The following is a 24,306-nucleotide window of genomic DNA, read 5'->3' as shown; positions in this document are numbered from 1 at the left end:
CTCCACCCGCGCGTGCCGAGGCGGAACGGCAAGCCGCACCACGTCGGCGAGGGTGCCGCCGTAACGGCGGGCGACCGCGCGGCACACCTGCAGCAGGGCGGGAGGCAACACGCGTTCGGCGGAGACCACGCGTTCCAGGAACGCCAGCTTCCGGGTGTAGTCGGTGGTCGACGCCCGCTCCAGCAGGTAGCCGTCCACGAGCTGCCCCGCGAACCGCACCCGCACCCGGCACCCCGGGACGGCGCTGTCGGCGAACTCCCGCGGCACCTGGTAGTCGAAGGTGCGGTCGAGGTGAGCCAACGGCACGTCCACCAGCACGCGCGCGACGGGGTCGGTCTCCGCGGGCTGCCGCCTGCCCTTCCCCGCACGCCGCGCCTTCGCCTCCCGGCCGGCTTTCGCGCTTCGCGACGCCGTCGACGCGGGCTTCGGCAGGTCCCACAGTGCGTCGGAGGGCTGGTCGCGTGGCGGGTCGGTGTCCGAGCGGCTCATCGGTTCACCTTTACCAGACCCGCACGGCCCTCCCGCGTCACACGGACGGTCGCGCGGGGCGCGTCTTCGGAACGGGTTTTCCCTTCGGGGTGAGCCACTTGTTGAAGAAGTCGAACGCGGGCTGCTCCACGCACCTCGTCAACGCCCAGCCCAGCACGATGGCCGTGACGAACCACGCGGGCACCCAGCCCCACCACGGCACGCCCAGGTCGGCGAGGTGGCGGGCGACGATGCTGCCCATCACGAAGTGCATGAGGTAGACGCCGTAGGAGATACCGGCGAGCCAGCGGATCGGCCGCTCCAGTGCCGCGAACACGCGGCCGTTCCACGCCGGTTCGTAGGCGGCCACGCAGATCAGCACCATGGCGACCGCGTACGCCAGCACGGCGTCGTTGGCCGGCGGGTGCAGGTCGTGCGCGAGCAGCACGGCGATCAACATCAGGTACAGCTGTGTGAACGACAACCGGTGCTTCGACCACCGGTAGATCGCCACACCCGCCAGGAGCAGGTGCGCACGGTTGAGCCCGGTGCCGTCCATGGCGATGGACAGCCATGCCGGCACGATGTCGCCCGGCCCCATGAACACGTAGCGGACGGCGAGCGGCACGAGCAACACGGCCCACATCACGGCCGTCGCCGCGCGACCACGCACCCGGAACGCCGCGAGCAGCGCGATGGCCGTGAACCCGGCCACCTGCACCGGCACGGTCCAGTGCGCGAGGTCGATGTAGGCGATGTCAGGCACCAGCAGGTGCACCAACGCGAGGTTGCCGATCAGGTCGCCGTAGGTGTGCCGCGGCAGTCCCTCGGGCGCGAACAACAGGGTCGCAGCGAAGATCACCAGCACGGCGACCCAGAACGCGGGCAGCAGGCGCGCGAGCCTGCGCAGCCACCAGCGCAGCGACGAGTGCTTGCCGATCGTCATCGCGGCGAAGTAGCCCGACACCGTGATCAGCACCGAGGCGCCGAACGGGAAGTCCATGCGCAGCGGCTCGGGTGGCAGGTCGAAACCGGGCAGGTCCACCGGCGCGAGCAGTGTCGAGTGGAAGGCCAGAACGGCCAGGATGCCGACCACGCGGATGGCGTCCCAGCTGATGTAGCGCGGTTTCCGGGGTTTGGCTTTCTCAGGTTCCGCCGCCGTCACCGGGCCGGACAGGGCCTCCTGCGCCTGCGTCATGAGTTCGGAAGTCTAGGCCACCGCGCGAAACTCCCCCCGAAGGGGTGGTCACCCGTCGTCACGCTCCGACAGCGCTCCTGAGTTCGTCGACCCGGTCGGTCCTCTCCCAGGGAAGGTCGAGGTCGGTACGACCGAAGTGACCGTAGGCCGCCGTGGGCGCGTAGATCGGCCGCAACAGGTCGAGGTCGCGGATGATCGCGGCCGGACGCAGGTCGAACACCTCGGTGATCGCGGCCTGGATCTTGGCCGGATCGACCTTCTCGGTACCGAAGGTCTCCACGAACAACCCCACCGGCGCTGCCTTACCGATGGCGTACGCCACCTGGACCTCCACTCGGCCCGTGAGTCCGGCGGCGACGATGTTCTTGGCGACCCACCGCATCGCGTAGGCCGCCGAGCGGTCCACCTTCGACGGGTCCTTACCCGAGAAGGCACCCCCACCGTGCCGCGCCATACCGCCGTAGGTGTCGACGATGATCTTGCGACCCGTCAACCCCGCGTCCCCCATCGGACCACCCACCACGAACCGGCCCGTCGGGTTCACGAGCAGGCGGGTGTCCTCCTGCTCCCAGTCCATCTCCCGCAACACCGGCGTCACCACGTGCTCGGCGACGTCGACCGCGAGGAGCTTCTGGAGGTCGATGCCCTCGGCGTGCTGGCTGGAGATCACCACGGTGTCCAGCCGCACCGGGCGGTCACCCTCGTACTCGATGGTCACCTGCGTCTTGCCGTCCGGCCGCAGGTACGGCAGCACACCGTCCTTACGGACGGCCGTCAGCCGGCGGGCCAGTCGATGGGCCAGCGCGATGGGCAGCGGCATCAGCTCCGGGGTGTCCGAGCACGCGTAGCCGAACATCAATCCCTGGTCACCCGCACCCTGACGGTCGAGCTCGTCGACGCCGCTCGGATCGTGCTCGCCGACCCGGGTCTCGTAGGCGGTGTCCACGCCCTGCGCGATGTCGGGCGACTGCGAACCGATGGCCACGTTCACGCCGCACGAGGCACCGTCGAAGCCCTTCGCCGACGAGTCGTAGCCGATCTCCAGGATCCGATCGCGCACGATGGTCGGGATGTCGGCGTACGCCTCGGTGGTCACCTCACCGGCCACGTGCACCTGCCCGGTGGTGATGAGGGACTCCACCGCGACCCGGCTGTTCGGGTCCTTGCTCAGCAGCGCGTCCAGAATCGAGTCGCTGATCGAGTCACAGACCTTGTCGGGGTGACCCTCGGTCACCGACTCCGACGTGAACAACCTGCGGTTCGACGCACTCACCGGACTCTTCGCCCCATCCTCACTCGAGAAGTCGATGCGACAAAAGCCTACTGGGAGCGCCCACCCACACGCACCAACTCCGACACCGCGTCCCACACGGTGGTCGCCAGCTCGGACTTCGAGCCCATGGGGATGCGCTGTTCGAGGCCGTCGGCCGACAGGACCCAGCCGGTGTTGTCGTCGACCTCGAACGCACGGCCCTCGCCGACGGCGTTGACCACCAGCAGATCCACGCCCTTGCGCTTCAGTTTCGTGCGAGCGTGGTCGAGCACGCTTCCGTGCTCGTCGCCCGTCTCGGCCGCGAAGCCCACCATGAGCTGACCGGGGCGCCGCCGTTCCACGAGACCGGCGAGCACGTCCGGATTGCGGGTCAGCACCACCGTCGGCGCCGATCCGTCGTCCTTCTTCTTGATCTTGTGTTCGGCGCGGTCGACGGGGCGGAAGTCCGCGACCGCCGCCGCCATGACGACGACGTCGGCGCCCTCGGCGGCCGTGTTCACCGCGGTTTCCAGCTCAGCGGCCGTGGAGACCCGCACCACGTGCACGCCCGCGGGATCGGGCAGCGCGGCCGTGTGCGCGGCCACGAGCGTCACGTCGGCTCCTCGCTGCGCGGCGACCCTGGCCAGTGCGTAACCCTGCTTGCCCGACGACCGGTTGCCGAGGAAGCGCACCGGATCCAGCGGCTCCCGCGTTCCCCCGGCGGACACGACGACCCGCACGCCCTCCAGATCCCGGGGCAGCGCGTCGGCGCGGGCCAGGAGGAGGCGGGCGAGGTCGACGATCTCCTTCGGGTCGGCGAGCCTGCCCTTGCCGGTGTCCTTGCCCGTCAACCGGCCGGAATCGGGTTCGGTGACCACCACACCCCGCGAGCGCAGCAACGCCACGTTGTCGCGGGTGGCCGGATGCTCCCACATCTCCGTGTGCATGGCGGGGAAGAACGCCACCGGGCACCGGGCCGTCAGCAGGGTGTTGGTGAGCAGGTCGTCCGCGAGTCCGTGCGCCGCCTTGGCCATCAGGTCCGCCGTCGCGGGCACGACCAGCACCAGGTCCGCCTCCTGGCCGACCCGGACGTGCTGTACCTCCGGAACCCGGCTGAACACGTCGGTGTTCACCGGGTGTCCCGACAGCGCCTCGAACGTGGCGGCCCCGACGAAGTTCAGGGCGGCGGCGGTGGGGACGACTCGGACGTCGTGCCCGGTCTCGGTGAGCCCGCGCAACACCTCGCACGCCTTGTAGGCGGCGATGCCACCGCCGACGCCCAGGACGACCCGTGGCCGTGTTCCCACCGGCGGACTACTCGCCTTCGGTGTGCTCCAGCAGACCCGAGTGGATCTCGCGCAGAGCGATCGACAGCGGCTTCTCCCTCGGGCCCGGCTCCACGAGCGGACCCACGTACTCCAGCAGCCCCTCGCCGAGCTGGGCGTAGTAGTCGTTGATCTGACGGGCGCGCTTCGCCGCGTAGATCACGAGAGCGTACTTGGAGCTGACCTTCTCGAGCAGGTCGTCGATGGGCGGGTTGGTGATGCCTTCGAGCTGCTCACCCTGCGGACCCAGCGTAATCGCGGTCACTGACTGTGCTCCGTCTCGTCGCAAACGGTGGTTCGGCCAGTCACCAAGCTTAGCAACTGGCGTGCGGCTGTCCGCACGTCGGCGTTGACGATACGCTCGTCGAACTCGTCGGCCGCCGCGAGTTCTCTCTCCGCCTCCCGCAGGCGCGCACGCACGGCCTCGTCCTGTTCCGTGCCGCGGCCGGTGAGCCTGCCGACCAGTTCCTCCCAGGACGGCGGCAGCAGCATCACCAACTGCGCCTCGGGCATCGCCCTGCGCACCTGGCGGGCGCCCTTGAGTTCGATCTCCAACACCGCCGGGCGTCCCGCGCGCAGCATCCGTTCCACGGGCGCCCGGGGGGTGCCGTAGCGGTTGCCCGCGAACTCGGCGTGTTCGAGCAGCTCGCCGCCACGCGCCATCGTCTCGAAGGTGTCCCGGTCGACGAAGTGGTAGTGCTCGCCGTCCACCTCGCCCACACGCGGCGGACGCGTGGTCACCGACACGCTGAAGTAGATGTCGGGGCACAGCCTGCGCAGCTCCGCGACGACGCTCGACTTGCCGACCCCGGACGGTCCCGAGACGACGGTGAGCCGGTGCCGTGGGCTCACGCCCGGCACCGGCTCACCCTGCATCGCACGGCCGGCCGGGAAGCCCGCCGCGTTCGAGCCGCGGTCCTGCTCGCTCACTCGCCGCTGAACTCGGCCAGCAGCGCCTTACGCTGCCTGTCGCCGAGGCCGCGCAGACGACGGCTGGAAGCGATCTCCAACCGCTCCATCGTCTGCTGCGCGCGCACCTTGCCCACGCCCGGCAGGGCCTCCAGCAGAGCGGAGACCTTCATCTTGCCGAGAACCTCGTCCTCGTCGGCCTGCTTCAGCACGTCGGCGAGGGTCGTACCGCCGCGCTTGAGCCTTTCCTTGAGCTCTGCGCGAGCGCGACGGGCGGCGGCGGCCTTCTCCAGCGCCGCAGCACGCTGTTCCTCGGTGAGCTGGGGAAGTGCCACGTTTTCCTCCGGTGTTACTCAAAAATTCTGGGTGGGTGTGGCGACCGTACCCACCCTCGACCTGGACTCTCAATGCGGGGGTGGCGCCGACCGCAGATGTCGCCGGACTCGGCCGACGACACGGTGGGAACCGTCTCACGACTGGGCGCCGTGACACGGCCAGAGACGACCTTACTCACGAAGACCCCTGCCCGGTGCCGGGCCGGGAGATCGGAATCAAACGCTCTGTTCATCGCGCCGGAACCCCGCCTGACGCCACGAGGCGTAGCGTAGTGCAAGATCAAAATGTGGTCGGACCAGGGCTTGTACCGAAGCCGCGGGCGGTTACGGCAGGATGGACGCGAGACTGTCCCTCGCCCGTTCCGCAGCCGACCGCAGCGCCTCGGCAGCGGGACCGTGGCGCAGGACGTCCCGCGACGACGTCGGCAGCAGGCCCCGCAGGCCCGTGCCGAACACCCGCCGCACGTCCTCCGCGGTGGCACCCTGGGCACCGAAGCCCGGGGCGAGTACGGGGCCGTTGAGCGTGTCCAACCGCACTTCCCCCGGCTCCACGGTGGCGCCGACCACCACACCGACGTCGCCGAGTGGCTCCGCACCCGCGTTGCACTCCGCCGCCGCGTCCACAATGGACTGCGCGATGGTGGCACCGCCGGAGTTCCGGGCCCGCTGGACGGTGTGTCCCTCCGGGTTGGACGTCCGTGCGAGCACGAACACCCCACGCCCCGTACGGCGCGCCTGCGCCAGGGCGGGGTCCAACGAACCGAACCCGAGGTAGGGCGACACGGTGATGGCATCGGCCGCCAGTGGCGCGCCGTCGGCGAGGTAGGCGGCCGTGTAGGCGGCCATCGTCGACCCGATGTCGCCGCGCTTGACGTCCAGCAGCACCAGCGCGCCGGCCTGCCGGGTGGTGGTGAGGACGCGCTCGAGCACCGCGATCCCCGCCGCCCCGTACGCCTCGAAGAAGGCGGACTGCGGCTTCAGCACGGCCACGGAGCCCGCGAGAGCCTCCGTGGCCGTCAGGGCGAACCGTTCGAGCCCGCTCACGTCGACGGGCAGTCCCCACGCCTGAAGCAGCGCCGGATGCGGATCCACGCCCACGCACAGCGGTCCGCGCGCGGCCGTCACCTCGGCCAGCCGCGCGCCGAACGACCGCACGCCCGCAGCGTCTTCTCCGCTCACGCGCCGGTCACCTCGCGGACGGTGGCCTGGAGCTCCTGGAGCGAGCGCGCGACGATGTCACCGCGGATCAGCGCCTCGATGCCGTGCACGGCCGCGGCGGCCCCCTGCACCGTCGTGATGCACGGGATGCCCCGCGACACGGCCGCCGTGCGGATCTCGTAGCCGTCCACGCGCGGCCCGCTGTTGCCGTACGGCGTGTTGATCACCATGTCGACGCCGCCGTCGAGGATCACCTCGACGATGTTGGGCTCGTCGGGTGTGCTGCCCTGGTAGTGCTTGCGCACCACCGCGCACTCGATGCCGTTGCGCCGCAACACCTCCGCCGTGCCCTCCGTCGCCAGCACCTTGAAACCGAGGTCCGCGAGCCGCTTCACCGGAAACACCAGCGACCGCTTGTCGCGGTTGGCGACCGACACGAACACGGTCCCGTGGGTGGGCAGCGACCCGTACGCCCCGGCCTGGGACTTCGCGAACGCCTCGCCGAAGGACAGGTCGACGCCCATCACCTCGCCCGTCGACTTCATCTCGGGGCCGAGCAGCGAGTCGACACCCTGGCCCTCCGGTGTGCGGAAACGGTGGAACGGCAGGACCGCCTCCTTCACCGCGACCGGGGACCCCACCGGCAGCATCCCGCCGTCGCCCTCGGCGGGCAGGACGCCCTGGGCCCGCAGCCCGGCGATCGACGAACCGGTCATGAGCAACGCCGCCGCCTTCGCCAGCGGCACCGCGGTGGCCTTCGACACGAACGGCACGGTCCGCGACGCCCTGGGATTGGCCTCCAGCACGTACAGGACGTCGTCCTTGAGGGCGTACTGGACGTTGAGCAGGCCCCGCACGCCGATGCCCCTGGCGATGGCCTCGGTCGAGCGGCGCACCGTCTCCAGGTCGGTGTGGCCCAGCGTGATGGGCGGCAGCGCGCACGCCGAGTCACCGGAGTGCACCCCGGCCTCCTCGATGTGCTCCATGACCCCGCCCAGGTACAGCTCCTCGCCGTCGTAGAGCGCGTCGACGTCGATCTCGATGGCGTCGTCGAGGAAGCGGTCGACCAGCACCGGGTGTTCGGGCGTCACCTCGGTGGCGCGCTCGATGTAGCCGCGCAGCGACTCCTCGTCGTAGACGATCTCCATGCCCCGGCCACCCAGCACGTACGAGGGCCGCACGAGCACCGGATAACCGATCTCGTCCGCGATGCGGCGGGCCTCGTCGAACGACGTCGCCATGCCGTACTTCGGTGCGGGCAGCCCCGCGGCCGTGAGCACGTCGCCGAACGCCCCGCGTTCCTCGGCGAGGTGGATGGCCTCGGGCGGCGTACCCACCACGGGCACACCCGCGTCGGCGAGCCGCTGGGCGAGGCCGAGCGGCGTCTGGCCGCCGAGCTGCACGATGACCCCGGCGACCTCACCGGAGGCCTGCTCGGCGTGCACGATCTCGAGCACGTCCTCGAACGTGAGCGGTTCGAAGTACAGGCGGTCGGAGGTGTCGTAGTCGGTGGACACCGTCTCCGGGTTGCAGTTGACCATCACGGCCTCGAACCCGGCCTCGCGCAGGGCCAGCGCGGCGTGCACGCACGAGTAGTCGAACTCGATGCCCTGGCCGATGCGGTTCGGCCCCGAGCCGAGGATGAGCACCTTCGGCTTCTCGCGTTGCGGGGTCACCTCGGACTCCGCGTTCGCGTCGGCCTCGTAGGCCGAGTAGTGGTACGGCGTCTTCGCCTCGAACTCCGCGGCACAGGTGTCCACGGTCTTGAAGACCGGGCGGACACCCAGCCGGTGCCGCAGAGCCCGCACGCCGTCCTCACCGGCCAGTTCGGGACGCAGAGCCGCGATCTGCCGGTCGGACAGACCGACCCGCTTGGCCTTGCGCAGCAGGTTCTCCCCCAGCACGGGCGCGTCGCGGACCTGGGTTCCGACCTCCCCGATGAAGGCGAGCTGGTCGATGAACCACGGGTCGATGCCGCTGGCCTCGTGGATCTGCTCCACGGTGGCGCCGAGACGCAGCGCCCGTTCCACGGTGTAGACGCGGCCCTCATGGGGAGTGCGCAGCTGTTCGAGCGTCGACTCGAGCGTCACGCCCTCGGGATCGGGCCTGGTCCAGAAGCCGACGGCCTTGGTCTCCAGTGAGCGCATGGCCTTGCCCAGCGCCTCGGGGAAGCTGCGGCCGATGGACATCGCCTCCCCGACGCTCTTCATCGTCGTGGTGAGCATCGGGTCGGCGCCGGGGAACTTCTCGAACGCGAAGCGCGGCATCTTGACGACCACGTAGTCGAGCGTCGGCTCGAACGACGCGGGTGTCTCGCCGGTGATGTCGTTCGTGATCTCGTCGAGCGTGTACCCGATGGCGAGCTTGGCGGCGATCTTGGCGATGGGGAAACCGGTGGCCTTCGACGCCAGGGCCGACGACCGCGACACCCTCGGGTTCATCTCGATGACGACCATGCGGCCGTCCTCGGGGTTGACGGCGAACTGGATGTTGCAGCCACCGGTGTCCACGCCGACCTCGCGCAGCACCGCGATACCGACGTCGCGCATGTGCTGGTACTCGCGGTCGGTGAGCGTCATCGCGGGCGCCACGGTGACCGAGTCGCCGGTGTGCACGCCCATCGGGTCGAAGTTCTCGATGGAGCACACGACCACCACGTTGTCGTGCCGGTCGCGCATGAGCTCCAGCTCGTACTCCTTCCACCCGAGGACGCTTTCCTCGATGAGCACCTCGGTGACCGGGCTCTCCTCGAGACCGAACGACGCCATGCGTTCGAGCTCCTCGGTCGTGTGCGCCATGCCGGACCCCAGCCCGCCCATGGTGAACGACGGCCGGATGACCACCGGCAGGCCGAGTTCCGCGACGGTCTCCCGGACCTCCTCCATCGAGTGGCACACGGCGCTGCGCGGCACCCCGCCCCCGATGGCCCGCACGATGTCCTTGAACTTCTGCCGATCCTCGCCGCGCTGGATGGCGTCGACGTCGGCACCGATGAGCTCGATGCCGTACTTCTCCAGCACCCCGCGCTCGTGGAGCGCGACCGCGCAGTTCAGCGCCGTCTGACCGCCGAGGGTGGCCAGCAGCGAGTCGATCGGCCTGCCCTTCTCCTGCTCGGCGACGATGACCTTCTCCACGAACTCCGGGGTCACCGGCTCCACGTAGGTCGAGTCGGCGAACTCCGGGTCGGTCATGATGGTCGCCGGGTTGGAGTTCACCAGGCTCACGCGCAGGCCCTCTGCGCGCAGCACGCGACACGCCTGGGTACCGGAGTAGTCGAACTCGGCGGCCTGGCCGATGACGATCGGCCCCGACCCGATCACGAGTACGTGCTCGATGTCACTGCGCTTGGGCATGGCGGGCCTCCATCAGGGTCACGAAGTCGTCGAACAGCGGCGCCGCGTCGTGCGGGCCCGCGGCGGCCTCGGGGTGGTACTGCACCGAGAACGCGGGCACCTCCTCGCAGCGCAGGCCCTCCACGGTGCCGTCGTTGGCGCAGTGGTGACTCACGTGCGCCTTACCGAACGGCGAGTCGAAGTGCTGTCCCGGCTCGCCCTCCAGGGCGAAGCCGTGGTTCTGCGAGGTGATCGCCACCCGGCCCGTGGCGGCGTCGAGAACGGGGATGTTGGCGCCCCGGTGGCCGAAGCGCATCTTGTAGGTCGAAAGGCCCAGTGCCCTGCCGAGGATCTGGTTACCGAAGCAGATGCCGAACAGTGGCAGTTCGCGCTCCAGCACGCGGCGCGTGAGTTCGATCGCGTCGCCCTGCGTCTCCGGGTCACCGGGGCCGTTGGAGAGGAACACGCCGTGCGGGTCGACGGCGAGGATGTCGTCGAGGCCGCTGCCCGCGGGCAGCACGTGCACCTCGATACCGCGCTGCGTCAGCTGCCTCGGCGTGTTCGCCTTGATGCCGAGGTCCAGCGCCGCCACCCGGAACCGGGTCCCGCCCACCGCGGGCACCACGTACGGCTTCGCGGTGGTCACCTCGCGGGCGAGGTCGGAGCCCTTCATCCTCGGACTCGCCAACACCTGCGCCACCAGGTCGTCGTCCGGGGCGAGCGCGTCACCGGAGAAGATCCCCGCGCGCATGGCGCCGTGCTCCCGGATGTGCCGGGTGAGGCTGCGGGTGTCGACCTCCGCGATGCCCACCACCCCCTGCTCGGTCAGCGCGTCGTCCAGCGACCGCGTCGACCGCCAGTTGGACGGCCTGCGCGCGGGGTCGCGCACCACGTAACCCGCGACCCAGATGCGGTGCGACTCGTCGTCCTCGTCGTTCCAGCCGGTGTTACCGATCTGCGGCGCCGTCTGCACCACGATCTGCCGGTGGTACGACGGGTCAGTCAGCGTCTCCTGGTAACCGGTCATGCCGGTGCAGAAGACCGCTTCGCCGAGGGTGCGCCCGCGCGCTCCGTACGCCGTCCCTCGGAAGATCCGCCCGTCCTCAAGCACGAGCGCGGCGGCGTCCGTGCCGTGTGTGCCGGTCATACCTGGGCACCTCCCTTGGCCTGCTCGATCCACTGCGGGTAGACGGAAAGATCGTCACCGCGCAAACCGGTGTCGAGCTCGACGTCTCCAAGGCGCCACGTGAGCACCAACAGGCTCTCGGTGCCCATCACCTTGCCCGCCATTCCTTTTGCCGTACCGACGCGGACGACGCTGTCACGCGGAATCCAGAAACCCGGGGCGCCGGCGCGATCGACCTCGATGCCCCGGTCGTAGAGCCGCAGTACCGCAGGTCCCCGCATGCCCACGCCGCGGGTGACGATGCGGTCCTGCCAGTGCCCCGACGTCGTCGTGCTGACGTAGAGGCCTCGCGTCTGGAGCAGCAGCTCGCCTCGCTCGGCGGGCACGGCCGGAAACGGCGGCACGCGCACGCTCTGGGTGCGGGCCTGTCGTCGCCAGCCACGCCACATCCCGTAGAGGCAGAGCGCGAAGAAAGCGAAGCACAGCAGGGTCAGCAGAAGCCTGTCCATCACACAATCTTCCCTTCGCGCGACGTCACACGCCCGCGCAGCAACGTGGCGCTCACCACGGCGGGCAGCCGCAGCCCCTCGTACGGCGTGTTGGCCGCGCGGCTCGCCAACTCGGCGCCGCGGACCGTCCACTCCGCGTCCGCGTCCACCAGTACGAGGTTGGCGGGCTCGCCCACGGCCAGTGGCCTGCCCTGGTCCGGCAGCCCGACGATCTCGGCGGGCCGTTCACTCATGACCCGCGCCACCCCGCGCCAGTCGAGGAGGCCGGGACGGACCATCGTCTCCACGACCACCGACAGCGCGGTCTGCAACCCGAGCATCCCCGGACGAGCGGCTGCCCACTCGGTGTCCTTGTCCTGCGGCGCGTGGGGGGCGTGGTCGGTGGCCACGCAGTCGATCACCCCGTCGGCCAGCGCCTGCCGCATCCGCCGCACGTCGGCCTCGGCGCGCAACGGCGGGTTGACCTTGTTGACCGGGTCGAACGTGGCCAGCCGCTCGTCGGTGAGCAGGAGGTGATGGGGGGTCACCTCGGCCGACACCTCGGTGCCCTGCTCCTTGGCCCAGCGCAACACGTCCACGGTGCCCGCCGCCGAGACGTGGCACACGTGCAGCCGGGCCCGCGCGTGCCGCGCCAGCACACAGTCGCGGGCGACGATCGACTCCTCCGCCGAGGCGGGCCACCCCGGGTACCCGAGCCGTGCGGCCCGTTCGCCCTCGTGCGCCTGCGCCCCGACGGTGAGGCGCGGTTCCTCGGCGTGCTGGGCCACCACCACGCCGAGCGCGGTCGAGTACTCCAGCGCCCTGCGCATCACGAGCGGGTCGGCGACGCAGTGCCCGTCGTCGGAGAACATCCGCACCCCGGCGGCGGAGTTCGCCATCGTGCCCATCTCGGCCAGCCGCTCGCCCGCGAGCCCCACGGTGACGGCGCCGACCGGGTACACGTCCACGAGCCCGACCTCACGGCCCCGGCGCCAGACGTGATCGGTCACCACCGCGTTGTCCGCCACCGGATCGGTGTTGGCCATGGCGAACACCGCCGTGTAACCACCCAGCGCGGCCGCGGCCGAACCGGTCTCGATCGTCTCGGTGTCCTCCCGGCCGGGCTCCCGCAGGTGCGTGTGCAGGTCGACGAACCCGGGCAGCAACACCTGTCCCCGGCCCTCGACCACCTCGACACCGGCAGGCGGGTCGACGCTGCCGATCTCGGCGATCACACCGTCGGAGACGAGTACGTCGACCGGCTCTCCCTCGCCGTACGGCCGAACCCGCCGCAGCAGCACAGTCCGATCCTCAGCCACGGTCGCCTCCGTACTCCTGCGGGACACCCGCACCCGGTCGGCGCCCGCAACTGCCATCGAATCCTCAGCCACGGTCGCCTCCGTGTTCCTGCGGGACACCCGCACCCGGTCGGCGCCCGCAACTGCCATCGAATCCTCAGCCACGGTCGCCTCCGTCTCCCGCCAGCAGGTGATACAGCACCGCCATCCTCACGTGCACGCCGTTGCGCACCTGTTCCGTGATCGCCGCGTTCGGCGCGTCCGCCACGACCGAGGCGATCTCCATGCCCCGCAGCATCGGACCCGGGTGCAGCACCACGGCGTGTTCGGGCAGCAACCGCGACCTCGTCTCGTTCAGCCCGTACGCGACCGAGTACTCCCGCGCCGAGGGGAAGAAACCTCCGTGCATGCGCTCCGCCTGCACACGCAACATCATCACAGCGTCGGAGGCTGGCAGAACGGAATCCAGGTCATGGGACACGGTCACCGGCCACGACTCCACTCCCACCGGCAACAACGTCGGAGGCGCGACCAACGTCACGTCCGCGCCGAGCGTCGACAGCAGGTGCACGTTCGAGCGCGCGACCCGGCTGTGCAGCACGTCCCCCACGATGGTCACCCTGCGACCGTCGAGGTCACCGAGCCGCTCCCGCAGCGTGGCCGCGTCCAACAACGCCTGGGTCGGGTGCTCGTGCGTTCCGTCACCGGCGTTGACCACGCTGGTGCCCACGTCGGCCAGCCAGCCCGCGAGCCGGTGAGCGGCCCCGGAAGCCGGATGCCTCACCACGACGCAGTCGGCACCCGCCGCCGCCAGCGTCAGGGCCGTGTCGCGCAGTGACTCGCCCTTGCCCACCGACGAGGAGCTCGCGGAGACGTTCACCACGTCCGCACTCATCCACTTGCCCGCGATCTCGAACGACACCCGGGTGCGGGTGGAGTTCTCGTAGAACAACGTGACGACAGTGCGCCCGCGCAGCGTCGGCAGCTTGCGGACCTCCCTGCCCAGCAGGGTTCGCTTCAACTCGTCGGCCGTGTCGAGCACCGCCGTGGCCGAGGCGGCATCGAGGCCGTCCGTGGACAGCAGGTGCTTCATCGGCGCTCCCCCAGCAGCACGGCGTCCCGGCCGTCCACCTCGTCGAGCAGCACGGAGACGTCCTCCGACCGCGAGGTGGGCACGTTCTTGCCCACGTAGTCGGCACGGATGGGCAGTTCGCGGTGGCCCCGGTCGACGAGCACCGCCAGTTGCACCGCCTTGGGCCTGCCGTGATCACGCAACGCGTCCAGCGCCGCCCTGACGGTGCGGCCGGAGTACAGGACGTCGTCGACCAGGATCACGATGCGGTCGTCGATACCGGTGTCGGGAAGCTGCGTCTGCGCGAGGGGGCGCGTGGGCCTGCGACGGAGGTCGTCTCGGTAGAGAGTGATGTCGAGCGTGCCCGCGGGCACGGTCACTCCGGAGAACTCGGTGATCTTCGCGCCGAGGCGGGTGGCGAGCGGAGCCCCCCGCGTGGGGATCCCCAGCAACACGGGTGGAGGCATGTCCTCAGCACCCAGCGCGGTTTTTTCGATGACCTGGTGGGCCATTCGGGCGACGGTGCGCGCGACGTCACCGGCCGAGAGCAGCTCCCGCTCAGCAGCCGATCCGGTCACGCCACGTGGTCGTGACGCCACAGAAAGTCTCCTTCCCCGCCTCGCTGGACGGGTCCTTAAAGGAAGTTCTTTTCGCTGGTTCCGCAGGTGAACCGTCACGACGGTAGCAGGTTAGCGACCTCGCCCTTACGGGTGGTCTGTCTCGGTGAGTAACCCCAGGCGGCGATGATCTGCTTGACCTGGTGACGACGAGGCGTAACCATTACTCTGAGTATTCGGGTCAAGTGTTCCCTGTCGGTCGTCGGTGGCCGCATCGGGGCGAGGAAACGGAGAACCACCACATGGGCGATTACGCCAAGGCGCTCGGGGCCAAGCTCCGCGGTATCCGCCAGCAACAGGGCCTGTCCTTGCACGGGGTGGAGCAGAAGTCGGGCGGCCGCTGGAAGGCCGTCGTCGTCGGCTCCTACGAGCGGGGCGACCGCGCGGTGACCGTACAGAAGCTGGCCGAACTCGCCGACTTCTACGGTGTCCCGGTGGTCGAGTTGCTGCCTGAGGGCAGGGTGCCGTCCGGTGCCGAACCCGCCACCAAGATCGTGATCAACCTGGAGAGGCTGCAGCAGCTCCCGGCGGAGAAGGTGGGACCGCTGGCCCGCTACGCCGCCACCATCCAGAGCCAGCGAGGTGACTACAACGGCAAGGTGCTGTCGATCCGCACCGAGGACCTGCGGTCGCTGGCCATCATCTACGACATGACTCCGGGTGAGCTGACCGAGCAACTCATCGACTGGGGCGTGCTGCCCCCGGAGGCCCGCCCGTCCACGGAGGAATGACCCGGCTTCCGCCGCAGCGGGGAAGCCACCCCCGGCCGCGGCTCCGGGCCGCGCGGTCCTCGGCGTCCGTCCGCCCCGTGCCCGGCCTTCCGGGCGGGACGGCGGGAATCGTCAGAGGACCGCGCGCAGCCGGTCGGCGATCGTGCCGATCCGGCCCAGGACGCCGTTGACGAACCGCGGCGAGTCGTCGGTCGACAACTGCTTGGCGATGCCCACGGCCTCGTCGATGGCGACCGGGTCGGGCACGTCCACGGCCCACAACAGTTCGTAGAGGCCGACCCTCAGCACGGCGAGGTCGACCGGCGGCATGCGCTGCAACGACCAACCCTGTGCGTGCTCAGCGAGCACCTCGTCGATGCGCTCGCGGTTCTCACCGACGCCTTCCACCAGGGCGATCGTGTAGTCGCTGACCGGGTCGGCGTCGACCGACCCGACGCGCTCCGACAGGAGAGTCACCGGGTCGGTGTCACGCAGTGCCGCCTCGTACAGCAGTTCCACCGCGCGTCGGCGGGACGCGCGGCGGCTGATGCCCCCGCGGCGCGCGGGGCGGGAGGAACGGGACTCGTCGTTCACCGTGGTCGTCGCCGTCCGAGGGTCAGGCACGGCCGAGGTAACGGCCGTCGCGGGTGTCCACCTTGATCTTCTCGCCGCTGCTGAGGAACAGCGGCACCTGGATCTCGGCGCCGGTCTCCAGCCTCGCCGGCTTCGTGCCGCCGGTGGAGCGGTCGCCCTGCAGCCCCGGGTCGGTGTGCTCGATGGTCAGCTCCACCGACGTCGGCAGCTCGACGTACAACGGCGTGCCCTCGTGCATGCCGACCTGCACCTCGGTGTTCTCCAACAGGAAGTTGGCGGCGTCGCCCACGAGGTCGGCCGAGAGTTCGAGCTGGTCGTAGGTCTCGGTGTCCATGAACACGTAGTGGGACCCGTCGTTGTACAGGTACGTCATGTCCCTGCGGTCGACCGTCGCGGTGTCGACCTTGGTGCCCGCGTTGAACGTCCTGTCCACCACCTTGCCGCTGACGACGTGCTTCAACGTCGTGCGGACGAAGGCACCGCCCTTACCGGGCTTGACGTGCTGAAAGTTGACGACGGACCACAACTGGCCGTCCAGATTGAGGACCATGCCGTTCTTGAGGTCGTTGGTGGTGGCCACGAGTGTGCGTTCTCCTGTATCGGGTGGGGCCGCGACTAGGCGACCACGAGTTCCTTGGTGCTCATGGTGAGGAGCTCGGGAGTCCCCTCCCGCACGACGAGCGTGTCCTCGATACGGACGCCACCGCGCCCCGCCAGGTAGATCCCCGGCTCCACGGTGACCGCCATGCAGGTCGACAGTGTACCGACGCCGGTCTTCGCGAGGCTCGGCGCCTCGTGTACGTCCAGTCCCACACCGTGGCCGAGACCGTGGGTGAACTGCTCGCCGTATCCGGCTTCGGCTACCACGGTCCGCGCGGCGGCGTCCACGGCGGAGACCTCCCGCCCGGGGCGGACGGCCTCCGTACCCGCGGCCTGGGCCGTGGCGACCAGTGTGTACAGGTCACGCTGCCACTGCGCGGGCTCGCCGAGCACGATCGTGCGTGTCATGTCCGAGTGGTACCCGTCCACCACCGCGCCGAAATCGAGCTTCACGAAGTCCCCCGCCGCGAGCACGGCGTCGGTGGGCCGGTGGTGCGGTATCGCCGAGTTGGCGCCCGCGGCGACGATCGAGGGGAAGGCGACGGCCTCCGCACCATGGTCGGCCATGCGGTTCTCCAGGTCGCGTGCCACCTCGCGTTCGGTGCGGCCCGGACGCAGCCCGCCGTGCTCCAGCAGCTCCGCCAGTGCCCGGTCGGCCGCCGCGCACGCCGCGCGCAACGCGGCGATCTCCGTGTCGTCCTTCACCTCCCGCAGCCGTTCCACCAGTCCGGGCGCCCGTGCCAGCAGCACCGACCCGGCCGCGTCCGTGAACACCGCGTGCTGCTCCACGCTGACGTGCTGACTCTCGAAACCGACGGTGGCCCCTCGGGCGAGCCGTTCGTCCGCATCCCGGACAAGCGCCAGTGCACTCGGCCGCTCGATGAGCCTGCGCAGATCGGGCACCTGTGCCTCGGCCTGGGTGGTGTACCGGCCGTCGGTGCAGAACACACTGCGCTCGTCGCCGTCGGTGTGCACCAGCAGGGCGGCGTTCGACCCCGTGAACCCGGTCAGATAGCGAATGTTGCGCAGATCGGTGACGAGCAGGGCGTCGAGTTCGGCATCCTGGAACCGCTGGCGGAGAGCGCGGCGTCGCGCGGCGTGAATCTCGGGCACCGGGCCAGTCTAGGCCCGGTGCACTCATCGACCGCGATCATGCCCGAACGGTTCCCGCGCCCGTGCCGGATCAGTACAGTCACGCAGATGCCGTCCTGGTTTCCTCGCGGACTCGGCATGGCCGTCCTGCATGCCGCTGCCGCCGTCGCCACCGCGAAGTACGCCGTGTTCCAGCCCACCGAGCGCACACTCGTCACCGCGATCGCCCTCGCCGTGCTCGTGGGCACGGTGGCCCTGTGGAGCGCGATCGACGCGTGGACGGGCCTCGCCGACGCGGGCCGCACCTGGTTCGTGGCCGCGCTGGTCGCCGGGGTGGGCTCGGGTGTCCTCACCGTCGTCGGCAGGGCCGTGTTCGTGGACCGGACAGGAGTGAGCGCACTGGCCTCCGCCCTCACGGGAGGGGCGGCCTTCACCGCGCTGCTCGTCCTCGTGCCGGCCGGACTCGGTCTGCTGGTGGGAGGACGGATCGCCACCTCCTACCGCGACGACGTGAACGGTGAGTCCGACCGCGACGCGGACACCGGCCGCAGGCCGTCACCTCGGCCGCGCCGGAAGGCCGAACCGGCTCGCTAACCGAGCACCGGCCCCTTCGGGTACGCCCGCCACTGCTCGGGAGTGATCGGCTCGGCCGGTGAGTCGTTGGCCTCCAACACCGCCGTCGACGTCACCGGCCACAGCGTGCCGTCCAGCACGACGCCGAGGCCCTCGCCCGGTGCGCTCACCCCCCGGGCACCCGCCGACAACCGCGCCGACACGGGCACCCTGTCGAGCACGGAGAGCCGTTCGTCCAGCACGTGCCCGGCCAGTGCGGTGGCCACCGACCGCCGGTCGACCCTCACCACCCGGCCACCGACGACGAGGTCCATCGTGCGCACCGGCGAGGGCATGGCGACGCCGTCGAGTACCGCGAGCGCACGCCTCTCCTCGCCGCAACCGTCGATCCCGTACACGTCGAGCCCGTAGTGGCGCAGGTCGGTCGGGGCGGCAGCCTGCCCTATCACCGTGGCGTGCACGACGTCGAACGGCACCCGCCCGCACACGTCGCGCTGCGACAGCGGGGCGTGTCCGTCGGGTTGGCGCACCAGGCCCGGTCCCTCCTCCCACCGGCTCCGGACGAGCACGGGATGGTAGGGCTGCGCCGAGAAGTCGCGGTTCCAGAACGTCAGCGTCGTGCCTTCGGCGGTCTGGTGGGCGATGACGAAGGCGTCCAGGGCGTCCACCCACATGAGGTCGGCGCTGAACGCGTCCACGACCGAGCGCGTGCGCGGGACCGCGGTGCTGGACACGGCGGCGAAGCCGTCCCCGCCCAGCGCCTCGACGCCCGTCGCGAACGCCGGGTCCCGCGACCTCAGCACGAACTGACCCGCACCGTTCCACCCCGCGGCCTGGCCCGTGGTGTCGGTGAACATCAGGTAGAACCAGCCATCGAGGTACACCGCTGCGGGCTGCCCCGCGCCGTATGCGTTGTCGCGGGTCGTGTCGTGGGCGGGCGTGACGATCGGCTCGTTCGTGAGCCGGCTCCAGTGCAGGCCGTCGTCGCTGGTCGCCACGCCGATGGCGTTGCCGTAGGCGTCCTCGCCCCGCGCACCGGTGTAGTACATGTAGTACGTCCCGTTCACCCGCAGGACGGACGGGTCGCAGGTGTGCATCGCGTCGAAGTGGCCGGGGTTACCCGAGAACACGGCGCGCGGAATACCTCCGTCAGGTCCAGTGAACGGGCCGGACGGCGAGTCCGCCTGGGCGTACAGGATGTCGTCGCCTGCGGGCGGCGCGCTCCCGTACTGGCTGCACCACCACATCCGCACGGTGCCTCCGTCGACCAGCACGGTGGGGCCGTAGTTGTAGACCGCGTCCGCACCACCGCTCGCCACCACCTGCTCGCCTCCGCGCAGGCTGTCGACCGTGAGCGTGACCGGTGCGTCCGGCGGTGTGGAGCCGGCCTGACTGGACACCGTCGGCGCACTCGACGGCACGGCCCGGTGGGCGTCGGGGGACGCCTCGCCCGCCGTGCAGGCCGCGACGAGCGCCACGACCAGCACCATGACGACTGCCGGCACAGGCCCACCCAAGGGACTCCGATGACGGGGTGTGCCCATGGTGAAACGCCGAACCTCCCACCTCCGCCGCACCGGAGAACCCCGGCGGCGTCACGCTCAGTCTAGAGATCGCGCCGCGGAGTCAGCGCGTGTTGTCGGCCACCCAGCGCAGCGCGAGCCGGTATCCGTCCACCCCGAGCCCTGCGACCACTCCCGTCGCGATGTCGGACAGGACACTGTGGTGCCGGAACGGCTCGCGGGCGTGCACGTTGCTGATGTGCAGTTCGATCCACGGCGCCCGCAGCTGCGCGGCGGCATCGCGCACCGCGATCGAGTAGTGCGTCCACGCCCCGGCGTTGAGGATCACCGGTGCCGCGACGTCGGCGGCCTCATGCAGCCAGCCCACGAGTTCGCCCTCGTGGTCGGTCTGGCGCACGGTGACGTCGAGACCGAGTTCCTTCCCGGTCTCGACACAGAGCCGCACGAGGTCGTCGTAGGTGGTGGAGCCGTACACGTCCGGCTCGCGGGTGCCCAGCCTGCCGAGGTTGGGGCCGTTGAGCACATGAACGGTCACAGCAGCACTCCCCCCTCGTCCGCCGCGCCGCCCGCGACGGCGGAGTAGGCCCCGGCCAGCAACGCCGGATCGGGCCCTTCCAACCTGCCCGGCTTGGCGAGACCGTCGAGCACCACGAACCGCAGCGTGCCCGAGCGGGTCTTCTTGTCCGAACGCATCGACTCGATGAGCTGCGGCAGGGCGTCGGCGTCGTAGGTCGTCGGCAGCCCCAACGCTCGCAGCACTGTGGCGTGGCGGTCGGCCGTCGCGTCGTCGAGCCGCCCCGCGAGGCGGGCGAGTTCGGCCGCGAACACCAGGCCCACACTCACCGCCGCGCCGTGCCGCCAGCGGTACCGTTCGCGGCGCTCGATGGCGTGTGCGAGCGTGTGACCGTAGTTCAGGACCTCCCGCAGGTCGCTCTCCCTCAGGTCCGCCGCGACGACGTTCGCCTTCACCTGGATCGACCGGCGCACCAGTTCGGTGATCGTGTCCCCTGCCGGGTCGACGGCGGCGGCCGGGTCCGCCTCGATCAGTTCGAGAATGCGGGGATCGGCGATGAAACCGGCCTTGACGACCTCGGCCATCCCGGCGACGAGTTCGTTGCGCGGCAGGGTCTCCAGTGTGGCGAGGTCGACCAGCACGGCCGACGGCTCGTGGAACACGCCCACGAGGTTCTTGCCCGCGTCGGTGTTGATACCGGTCTTGCCGCCGACCGCCGCGTCCACCATGCCCAGCAGCGTGGTGGGCACGTTGACCAGCCGCACGCCGCGCATCCAGGTGCCCGCCACGAACCCGGCGAGGTCGGTGACGGCGCCGCCGCCCAGGCCCACGACCACACCTCGGCGGTCGAGCCCGATGCGGCCCAGCACCTCCCAGCAGAAGTCGGCCACGGAAAGGGCCTTGCCGTCCTCGGCGTCGGGAATCTCGACCCGGTGCGCGTCGAGACCCGCCTCCGCGAGCTCCCCGCGCACGGCCTCGGCCGTGGTGGTGAGGGTGGGCGGGTGGATGATCGCGACCTTCGAGGCGTCACGCACCGCGTCGGTGAGTTCGCCGAGCAGGCCACGACCCACCACGACGTCGTAGGGTTGCGCGGTTCGCACCGCGATCCGGACGGGTTCGGTCATGTCTCTCCTCACTCCGGTGTTCCAGGCCGGGCCAGGCTCGCCGTCAACTCCGCGACGACGTCCTCAGGTGTCCGGCCGTCGGTGTCGACCTCGACGGTGGCCACCGACCGGTAGACCGGGAGCCGGGCGTCCAGCAACGCCTTGTAGGTGGCACGCGGGTTGACTCCCGCGAGCAGCGGCCGGGCGCTGGACAGACCGGTGCGCCGCACGCCCTCGGCCATCCCCACGTTCAAAAACACCACCGGGTACCCCGCCAGGCGCGTGCGGGTGCGCTCCGACAGCACCGCGCCGCCGCCCAGCGCGTACACACCCGTGTACTCGCGTAGGCCCCGGTGAACGGTTTCCTCCTCGATCACGCGGAACGCGGTTTCGCCGTCGGCGGCGAAGATGTCCGAGATGGTGCGGCCCTGCTCCCGTTCGATGTCGGCGTCCGCATCGTGGAAGTCGGTCCCGAGGCGTTCGGCCAGCAGTCTGCCCACCGTGCTCTTGCCCGAGCCGGGCGGCCCGACCACCACGATCGGGCCCTCGTGGATCACGTCGTTCACCGGTGCGGCCGCTCCCAGAACTCGCGGACGCTCTCCAGATACGACTCGGCGTTGCGCCGCGACTCGGCCAGCGAGTCACCGCCGAACTTCTCCAGTGCCGCCTCGGCGAGGACGAGCGCCACCATCGACTCCAGCACGACCCCAGCCCTCGGCACGGCGCACACGTCAGAGCGCTGGTGGATCGCGACCGCGGCCTCGCCCGTCGCGACGTCGACTGTGGACAGTGCACGTGGGACGGTGGAGATGGGCTTCATGGCCGCGCGCACGCGAAGCGGCTCACCGTTGGTCATGCCCCCTTCGAGCCCGCCGGCGCGGTTGCTACGGCGCGTCACGCCGTTCGGCGCGGCACTCGCGTCGATCTCGTCGTGGGCCTCGCTACCCCAGCGTTCCGCCGTGGTGAAGCCGTCACCCACCTCGACGCCCTTCATGGCCTGCACACCCATCAGCGCACCGGCCAACCGAGCGTCGAGACGGCGGTCCCAGTGCACGTGCGACCCCAGGCCCGGCGGCAGACCGTAGGCGATCACCTCGACGACACCGCCCACGGTGTCACCCGCCTTCTTGACCTGCTCCACCTCGGCGACCATCGCGTCGGTGGCCTCCTGACCGAACGCGCGCACCGGGCTCTCGTCGACGGCCGCGAGGTCGGCGGGCCCCGGCAACGGCCCTTCAGACGCCTTCGCCCGGCCGATCGACACCACGTGACTGACGATCTCGACCCCAAGGAGCTGCCGCAGGAAGGCCCTGGCCACCGTGCCCAACGCCGTCCTCGACGCCGTCTCCCGCGCGCTGGCCCGCTCGAGCACGGGCCTCGCCTCGTCGAAGCCGTACTTCAACATCCCCGGCAGATCGGCGTGCCCGGGACGCGGACGGGTCAGCGGCTCGTTGCGCGCCAGCCCCTCCAGTTCCGATGCGTCCACCGGGTCGGCGGACATCACCTTCTCCCACTTGGGCCATTCGGTGTTGTCGATCTTCACCGCGATGGGCCCGCCCTGGGTGAGCCCGTGCCGGACACCGCCGAGGAACTCCACGTGGTCGGCCTCGAACCCCATGCGTGGGCTCCGGCCGAAGCCGAGACGACGGCGGGCGAGCTGGGCACTCACCTCGTCGGTCGTGATCTCCACGCCCGCCACCATGCCCTCGAGAATGGCAGTGAGGGCCGGACCATGCGATTCACCAGCGGTTATCCAACGCAACACAGCGCCCATGTTGTCACGCGCCCAAAACACCGTGTCAGCTGCCCACCGGCGGAAGCCCGCCGGGGAACAGAACACCTGCGCACGTGGCGGCGAGCAGGCCGGGTCCGTGGGGGACGCCCTCCCGCCACCTGCGGACCCGTGCCAGGGCCGCCACCACGGCCAGCACCGCGGTCACCGACGACGCGAGCACCATCGACACCACCAGCGTCGGCCACCCCGCGGCGGAGGCGAGCACTCCCAGACTCCCCGCCAGTTTGACGTCACCGGCGCCGAGCGAGGCGGGCGCGAGACCACGGACGAGCATGTGCGCGCCCAGCGTCGCGACCCCGCCGGCGACGGCGGTGACCACGAGTGGAGGGCCCGGCCCGCCCATCGCGGCGGCGCACACGGCCACGGCCCCGAGCCCGTACGCGGGCAGGGTCAGTACGTCGGGCAGCCTGCGGTGGAGGACGTCCGCGGTCGCCAACGGAACCGCGAAGGCCGTGGCGGCCAGGGGAATCGGCAGCCACCATCCCGGAAGCGCGCCGGCCCGTCCCAGCGCCCACACCGCACACCACAGCGCGCCGGTCCCGGCGGCACACCACCCGACGGGTACGGGCGCGGGCCGGGCGCAGCCTGCGAGCAGGTGGCCCGCTGCCCACCCTGTCGCCATTCCGAGACAGACCAGCAGTATTCCCCAGTGCATGGCGCCAGCCTGCGTCGCGCCTCACTCATCGGCAAGACACACGGCGACCGAACGGTCACGTTCGGTTCGGTCTCGCCCCGGTTTTCGCCCGGCCGGGTGACGGCAGCCCCCGATGGAGCCGAGGTGTCAGCCCCGACGCCGCTCGGCCGCCCGTACCCGGGGCGACAGCAGCGCCGCCCCGAACACCACGCACACCACCTCGGTGACCACGCCCCACAGCTCCTCCTGCGTGGCGAACTGCTCCCGCACGCCGAAGAAGCCGACCGTCAGCGACAGCACGTACGCCGCGAGGGTCACCAGGCCGAACGCGACCGCCCCGGCGGCCGCCAGCGGATGCCTCCAGGCCAGCACCGCCACCGCGAGCCCGACACCCGCGACGACGTTGACGAGGAACAGCGGGCCGACCACCCCGACATCCGCGGCCCAGTCCTGCCACACCACCCAGTGAACCCATGCCGAGCCGAGCAGCCCGCCCGCGACGAGCACCCGCAGTGTCCAGCCGATCATCAAGCCCCCGATGTCGTCGGTGTCGCCCGTGCCGCTCGGGAAGAGCCCGTGCGCCGACGCGC

Annotated in this window: 26 protein-coding genes; 2 read left to right on the top strand and 24 right to left on the bottom strand. The window is 70.7% G+C overall.

The window, feature by feature from the left end:
• The 14 genes from SACCYDRAFT_RS26595 to pyrR all read right to left on the bottom strand — a co-directional run.
• The coding region (locus SACCYDRAFT_RS26595; RefSeq protein WP_005455674.1) for a primosomal protein N' family DNA-binding protein at nt 1–489 on the bottom strand (489 nt) is incomplete at its 3' end.
• Between the two features lie 37 nt (nt 490–526).
• Complete coding sequence (locus SACCYDRAFT_RS09430; RefSeq protein ID WP_005455673.1) at nt 527–1,666, bottom strand: acyltransferase family protein; 1,140 nt, start codon at nt 1,664–1,666, stop codon at nt 527–529.
• A gap of 58 nt (nt 1,667–1,724) precedes the next feature.
• On the bottom strand, nt 1,725–2,939 hold the full coding sequence (metK, locus tag SACCYDRAFT_RS09425) for a methionine adenosyltransferase (protein WP_005455672.1): 1,215 nt from the start codon (nt 2,937–2,939) through the stop codon (nt 1,725–1,727).
• Nucleotides 2,940–2,986: 47 nt separating this feature from the next.
• Complete coding sequence (coaBC, locus tag SACCYDRAFT_RS09420) at nt 2,987–4,225, bottom strand: bifunctional phosphopantothenoylcysteine decarboxylase/phosphopantothenate--cysteine ligase CoaBC (protein ID WP_005455671.1); 1,239 nt, start codon at nt 4,223–4,225, stop codon at nt 2,987–2,989.
• 7 nt (nt 4,226–4,232) lie between these two features.
• Entirely contained in the window at nt 4,233–4,508 is a 276-nt protein-coding gene (rpoZ, locus tag SACCYDRAFT_RS09415) for a DNA-directed RNA polymerase subunit omega (RefSeq protein WP_005455670.1), read from the bottom strand.
• Nucleotides 4,505–5,173 carry a guanylate kinase gene (gene gmk / locus SACCYDRAFT_RS09410; protein WP_005455669.1) on the bottom strand — a complete coding sequence of 223 codons (669 nt, stop codon included), beginning with the start codon at nt 5,171–5,173 and terminating at the stop codon, nt 4,505–4,507. Before gmk ends, rpoZ begins: the two co-directional genes overlap by 4 nt.
• Complete coding sequence (gene mihF, locus SACCYDRAFT_RS09405; RefSeq protein WP_005455668.1) at nt 5,170–5,487, bottom strand: integration host factor, actinobacterial type; 318 nt, start codon at nt 5,485–5,487, stop codon at nt 5,170–5,172. Before mihF ends, gmk begins: the two co-directional genes overlap by 4 nt.
• Nucleotides 5,488–5,811: 324 nt before the next feature.
• The gene (gene pyrF / locus SACCYDRAFT_RS09400) at nt 5,812–6,666 is read right to left on the bottom strand and encodes an orotidine-5'-phosphate decarboxylase (protein ID WP_005455667.1); all 855 of its coding nucleotides are present in this window, start codon (nt 6,664–6,666) and stop codon (nt 5,812–5,814) included.
• A complete protein-coding gene (gene carB / locus SACCYDRAFT_RS09395; protein WP_005455663.1) occupies nt 6,663–9,998 on the bottom strand; it encodes a carbamoyl-phosphate synthase large subunit in 3,336 nt (1,111 codons plus the stop codon). Before carB ends, pyrF begins: the two co-directional genes overlap by 4 nt.
• Nucleotides 9,982–11,124, bottom strand: a complete 1,143-nt coding sequence (carA, locus tag SACCYDRAFT_RS09390; RefSeq protein WP_005455661.1) for a glutamine-hydrolyzing carbamoyl-phosphate synthase small subunit — start codon at nt 11,122–11,124, stop codon at nt 9,982–9,984. The genes carB and carA overlap by 17 nt, the downstream gene beginning before the upstream one ends.
• A complete protein-coding gene (locus tag SACCYDRAFT_RS09385; RefSeq protein ID WP_005455659.1) occupies nt 11,121–11,612 on the bottom strand; it encodes a PH-like domain-containing protein in 492 nt (163 codons plus the stop codon). Before SACCYDRAFT_RS09385 ends, carA begins: the two co-directional genes overlap by 4 nt.
• Nucleotides 11,612–12,892, bottom strand: a complete 1,281-nt coding sequence (locus SACCYDRAFT_RS09380) for a dihydroorotase (RefSeq protein WP_043537175.1) — start codon at nt 12,890–12,892, stop codon at nt 11,612–11,614. Before SACCYDRAFT_RS09380 ends, SACCYDRAFT_RS09385 begins: the two co-directional genes overlap by 1 nt.
• Before the next feature lie 154 nt (nt 12,893–13,046).
• Complete coding sequence (locus SACCYDRAFT_RS09375) at nt 13,047–13,982, bottom strand: aspartate carbamoyltransferase catalytic subunit (protein ID WP_005455655.1); 936 nt, start codon at nt 13,980–13,982, stop codon at nt 13,047–13,049.
• On the bottom strand, nt 13,979–14,560 hold the full coding sequence (gene pyrR, locus SACCYDRAFT_RS09370; RefSeq protein ID WP_005455653.1) for a bifunctional pyr operon transcriptional regulator/uracil phosphoribosyltransferase PyrR: 582 nt from the start codon (nt 14,558–14,560) through the stop codon (nt 13,979–13,981). Before pyrR ends, SACCYDRAFT_RS09375 begins: the two co-directional genes overlap by 4 nt.
• Before the next feature lie 260 nt (nt 14,561–14,820).
• Here pyrR and bldD point away from each other — a divergent pair, with 260 nt between their 5' ends.
• Entirely contained in the window at nt 14,821–15,309 is a 489-nt protein-coding gene (gene bldD, locus SACCYDRAFT_RS09365) for a transcriptional regulator BldD (protein ID WP_005437450.1), read from the top strand.
• 111 nt (nt 15,310–15,420) lie between these two features.
• On the opposite strand, the gene nusB is transcribed toward bldD, so the two are convergent.
• The 3 genes from nusB to SACCYDRAFT_RS09350 are packed head-to-tail and all read right to left on the bottom strand — an operon-like array spanning nt 15,421 to nt 17,595.
• On the bottom strand, nt 15,421–15,882 hold the full coding sequence (gene nusB / locus SACCYDRAFT_RS09360; protein WP_005455652.1) for a transcription antitermination factor NusB: 462 nt from the start codon (nt 15,880–15,882) through the stop codon (nt 15,421–15,423).
• Nucleotides 15,883–15,904: 22 nt separating this feature from the next.
• Nucleotides 15,905–16,462, bottom strand: a complete 558-nt coding sequence (gene efp / locus SACCYDRAFT_RS09355) for an elongation factor P (RefSeq protein ID WP_005455651.1) — start codon at nt 16,460–16,462, stop codon at nt 15,905–15,907.
• A 35-nt stretch (nt 16,463–16,497) separates the two neighbouring features.
• Nucleotides 16,498–17,595, bottom strand: coding sequence for a M24 family metallopeptidase (locus SACCYDRAFT_RS09350; RefSeq protein ID WP_005455650.1), 1,098 nt, complete (start codon nt 17,593–17,595; stop codon nt 16,498–16,500).
• A gap of 87 nt (nt 17,596–17,682) precedes the next feature.
• Between SACCYDRAFT_RS09350 and SACCYDRAFT_RS09345 the strand changes: the two genes are divergently transcribed.
• Entirely contained in the window at nt 17,683–18,168 is a 486-nt protein-coding gene (locus tag SACCYDRAFT_RS09345; RefSeq protein ID WP_198284980.1) for a B-4DMT family transporter, read from the top strand.
• On the opposite strand, the gene SACCYDRAFT_RS09340 is transcribed toward SACCYDRAFT_RS09345, so the two are convergent.
• The 7 genes from SACCYDRAFT_RS09340 to SACCYDRAFT_RS09310 all read right to left on the bottom strand — a co-directional run bounded on the left by SACCYDRAFT_RS09340 (nt 18,165) and on the right by SACCYDRAFT_RS09310 (nt 24,244).
• A complete protein-coding gene (locus SACCYDRAFT_RS09340) occupies nt 18,165–19,691 on the bottom strand; it encodes a glycoside hydrolase family protein (RefSeq protein ID WP_043536320.1) in 1,527 nt (508 codons plus the stop codon). The two genes, SACCYDRAFT_RS09345 and SACCYDRAFT_RS09340, sit on opposite strands and share 4 nt — an antisense overlap.
• A gap of 82 nt (nt 19,692–19,773) precedes the next feature.
• The gene (aroQ, locus tag SACCYDRAFT_RS09335; RefSeq protein ID WP_005455647.1) at nt 19,774–20,205 is read right to left on the bottom strand and encodes a type II 3-dehydroquinate dehydratase; all 432 of its coding nucleotides are present in this window, start codon (nt 20,203–20,205) and stop codon (nt 19,774–19,776) included.
• On the bottom strand, nt 20,202–21,308 hold the full coding sequence (aroB, locus tag SACCYDRAFT_RS09330; RefSeq protein WP_005455646.1) for a 3-dehydroquinate synthase: 1,107 nt from the start codon (nt 21,306–21,308) through the stop codon (nt 20,202–20,204). The genes aroQ and aroB overlap by 4 nt, the downstream gene beginning before the upstream one ends.
• 8 nt (nt 21,309–21,316) lie before the next feature.
• Nucleotides 21,317–21,853, bottom strand: a complete 537-nt coding sequence (locus SACCYDRAFT_RS09325) for a shikimate kinase (protein WP_005455645.1) — start codon at nt 21,851–21,853, stop codon at nt 21,317–21,319.
• Nucleotides 21,850–23,052 carry a chorismate synthase gene (gene aroC / locus SACCYDRAFT_RS09320; protein WP_005455644.1) on the bottom strand — a complete coding sequence of 401 codons (1,203 nt, stop codon included), beginning with the start codon at nt 23,050–23,052 and terminating at the stop codon, nt 21,850–21,852. The genes SACCYDRAFT_RS09325 and aroC overlap by 4 nt, the downstream gene beginning before the upstream one ends.
• A 34-nt stretch (nt 23,053–23,086) precedes the next feature.
• Nucleotides 23,087–23,737, bottom strand: coding sequence for a prepilin peptidase (locus SACCYDRAFT_RS09315; protein ID WP_005455642.1), 651 nt, complete (start codon nt 23,735–23,737; stop codon nt 23,087–23,089).
• Nucleotides 23,738–23,863: 126 nt separating this feature from the next.
• Nucleotides 23,864–24,244 carry a hypothetical protein gene (locus SACCYDRAFT_RS09310; protein WP_043537174.1) on the bottom strand — a complete coding sequence of 127 codons (381 nt, stop codon included), beginning with the start codon at nt 24,242–24,244 and terminating at the stop codon, nt 23,864–23,866.
• Between the last annotated feature and the right edge of the window lie 62 nt (nt 24,245–24,306).

It is taken from the genome of Saccharomonospora cyanea NA-134 (assembly GCF_000244975.1).
Classification (GTDB): Bacteria; Actinomycetota; Actinomycetes; order Mycobacteriales; family Pseudonocardiaceae; genus Saccharomonospora; species Saccharomonospora cyanea.
The sequence above is the reverse complement of the archived record's forward strand: the minus strand, read 5'-3'. Positions and strand labels throughout refer to the sequence as shown.

What these genes read in the sequence shown, in the direction of transcription:
- SACCYDRAFT_RS09430 (WP_005455673.1), bottom strand. Translation starts at nt 1,666, where the DNA reads ATGACGCAGGCGCAGGAGGCCCTGTCCGGCCCGGTGACGGCGGCGGAA.
- carB (WP_005455663.1), bottom strand. Translation starts at nt 9,998, where the DNA reads ATGCCCAAGCGCAGTGACATCGAGCACGTACTCGTGATCGGGTCGGGG.
- carA (WP_005455661.1), bottom strand. Translation starts at nt 11,124, where the DNA reads ATGACCGGCACACACGGCACGGACGCCGCCGCGCTCGTGCTTGAGGAC.
- SACCYDRAFT_RS09385 (WP_005455659.1), bottom strand. Translation starts at nt 11,612, where the DNA reads ATGGACAGGCTTCTGCTGACCCTGCTGTGCTTCGCTTTCTTCGCGCTC.
- SACCYDRAFT_RS09375 (WP_005455655.1), bottom strand. Translation starts at nt 13,982, where the DNA reads ATGAAGCACCTGCTGTCCACGGACGGCCTCGATGCCGCCTCGGCCACG.
- bldD (WP_005437450.1), top strand. Translation starts at nt 14,821, where the DNA reads ATGGGCGATTACGCCAAGGCGCTCGGGGCCAAGCTCCGCGGTATCCGC.
- SACCYDRAFT_RS09345 (WP_198284980.1), top strand. Translation starts at nt 17,683, where the DNA reads ATGCCGTCCTGGTTTCCTCGCGGACTCGGCATGGCCGTCCTGCATGCC.
- SACCYDRAFT_RS09340 (WP_043536320.1), bottom strand. Translation starts at nt 19,691, where the DNA reads ATGGGCACACCCCGTCATCGGAGTCCCTTGGGTGGGCCTGTGCCGGCA.
- aroB (WP_005455646.1), bottom strand. Translation starts at nt 21,308, where the DNA reads ATGACCGAACCCGTCCGGATCGCGGTGCGAACCGCGCAACCCTACGAC.
- SACCYDRAFT_RS09315 (WP_005455642.1), bottom strand. Translation starts at nt 23,737, where the DNA reads ATGCACTGGGGAATACTGCTGGTCTGTCTCGGAATGGCGACAGGGTGG.
- SACCYDRAFT_RS09310 (WP_043537174.1), bottom strand. Translation starts at nt 24,244, where the DNA reads ATGATCGGCTGGACACTGCGGGTGCTCGTCGCGGGCGGGCTGCTCGGC.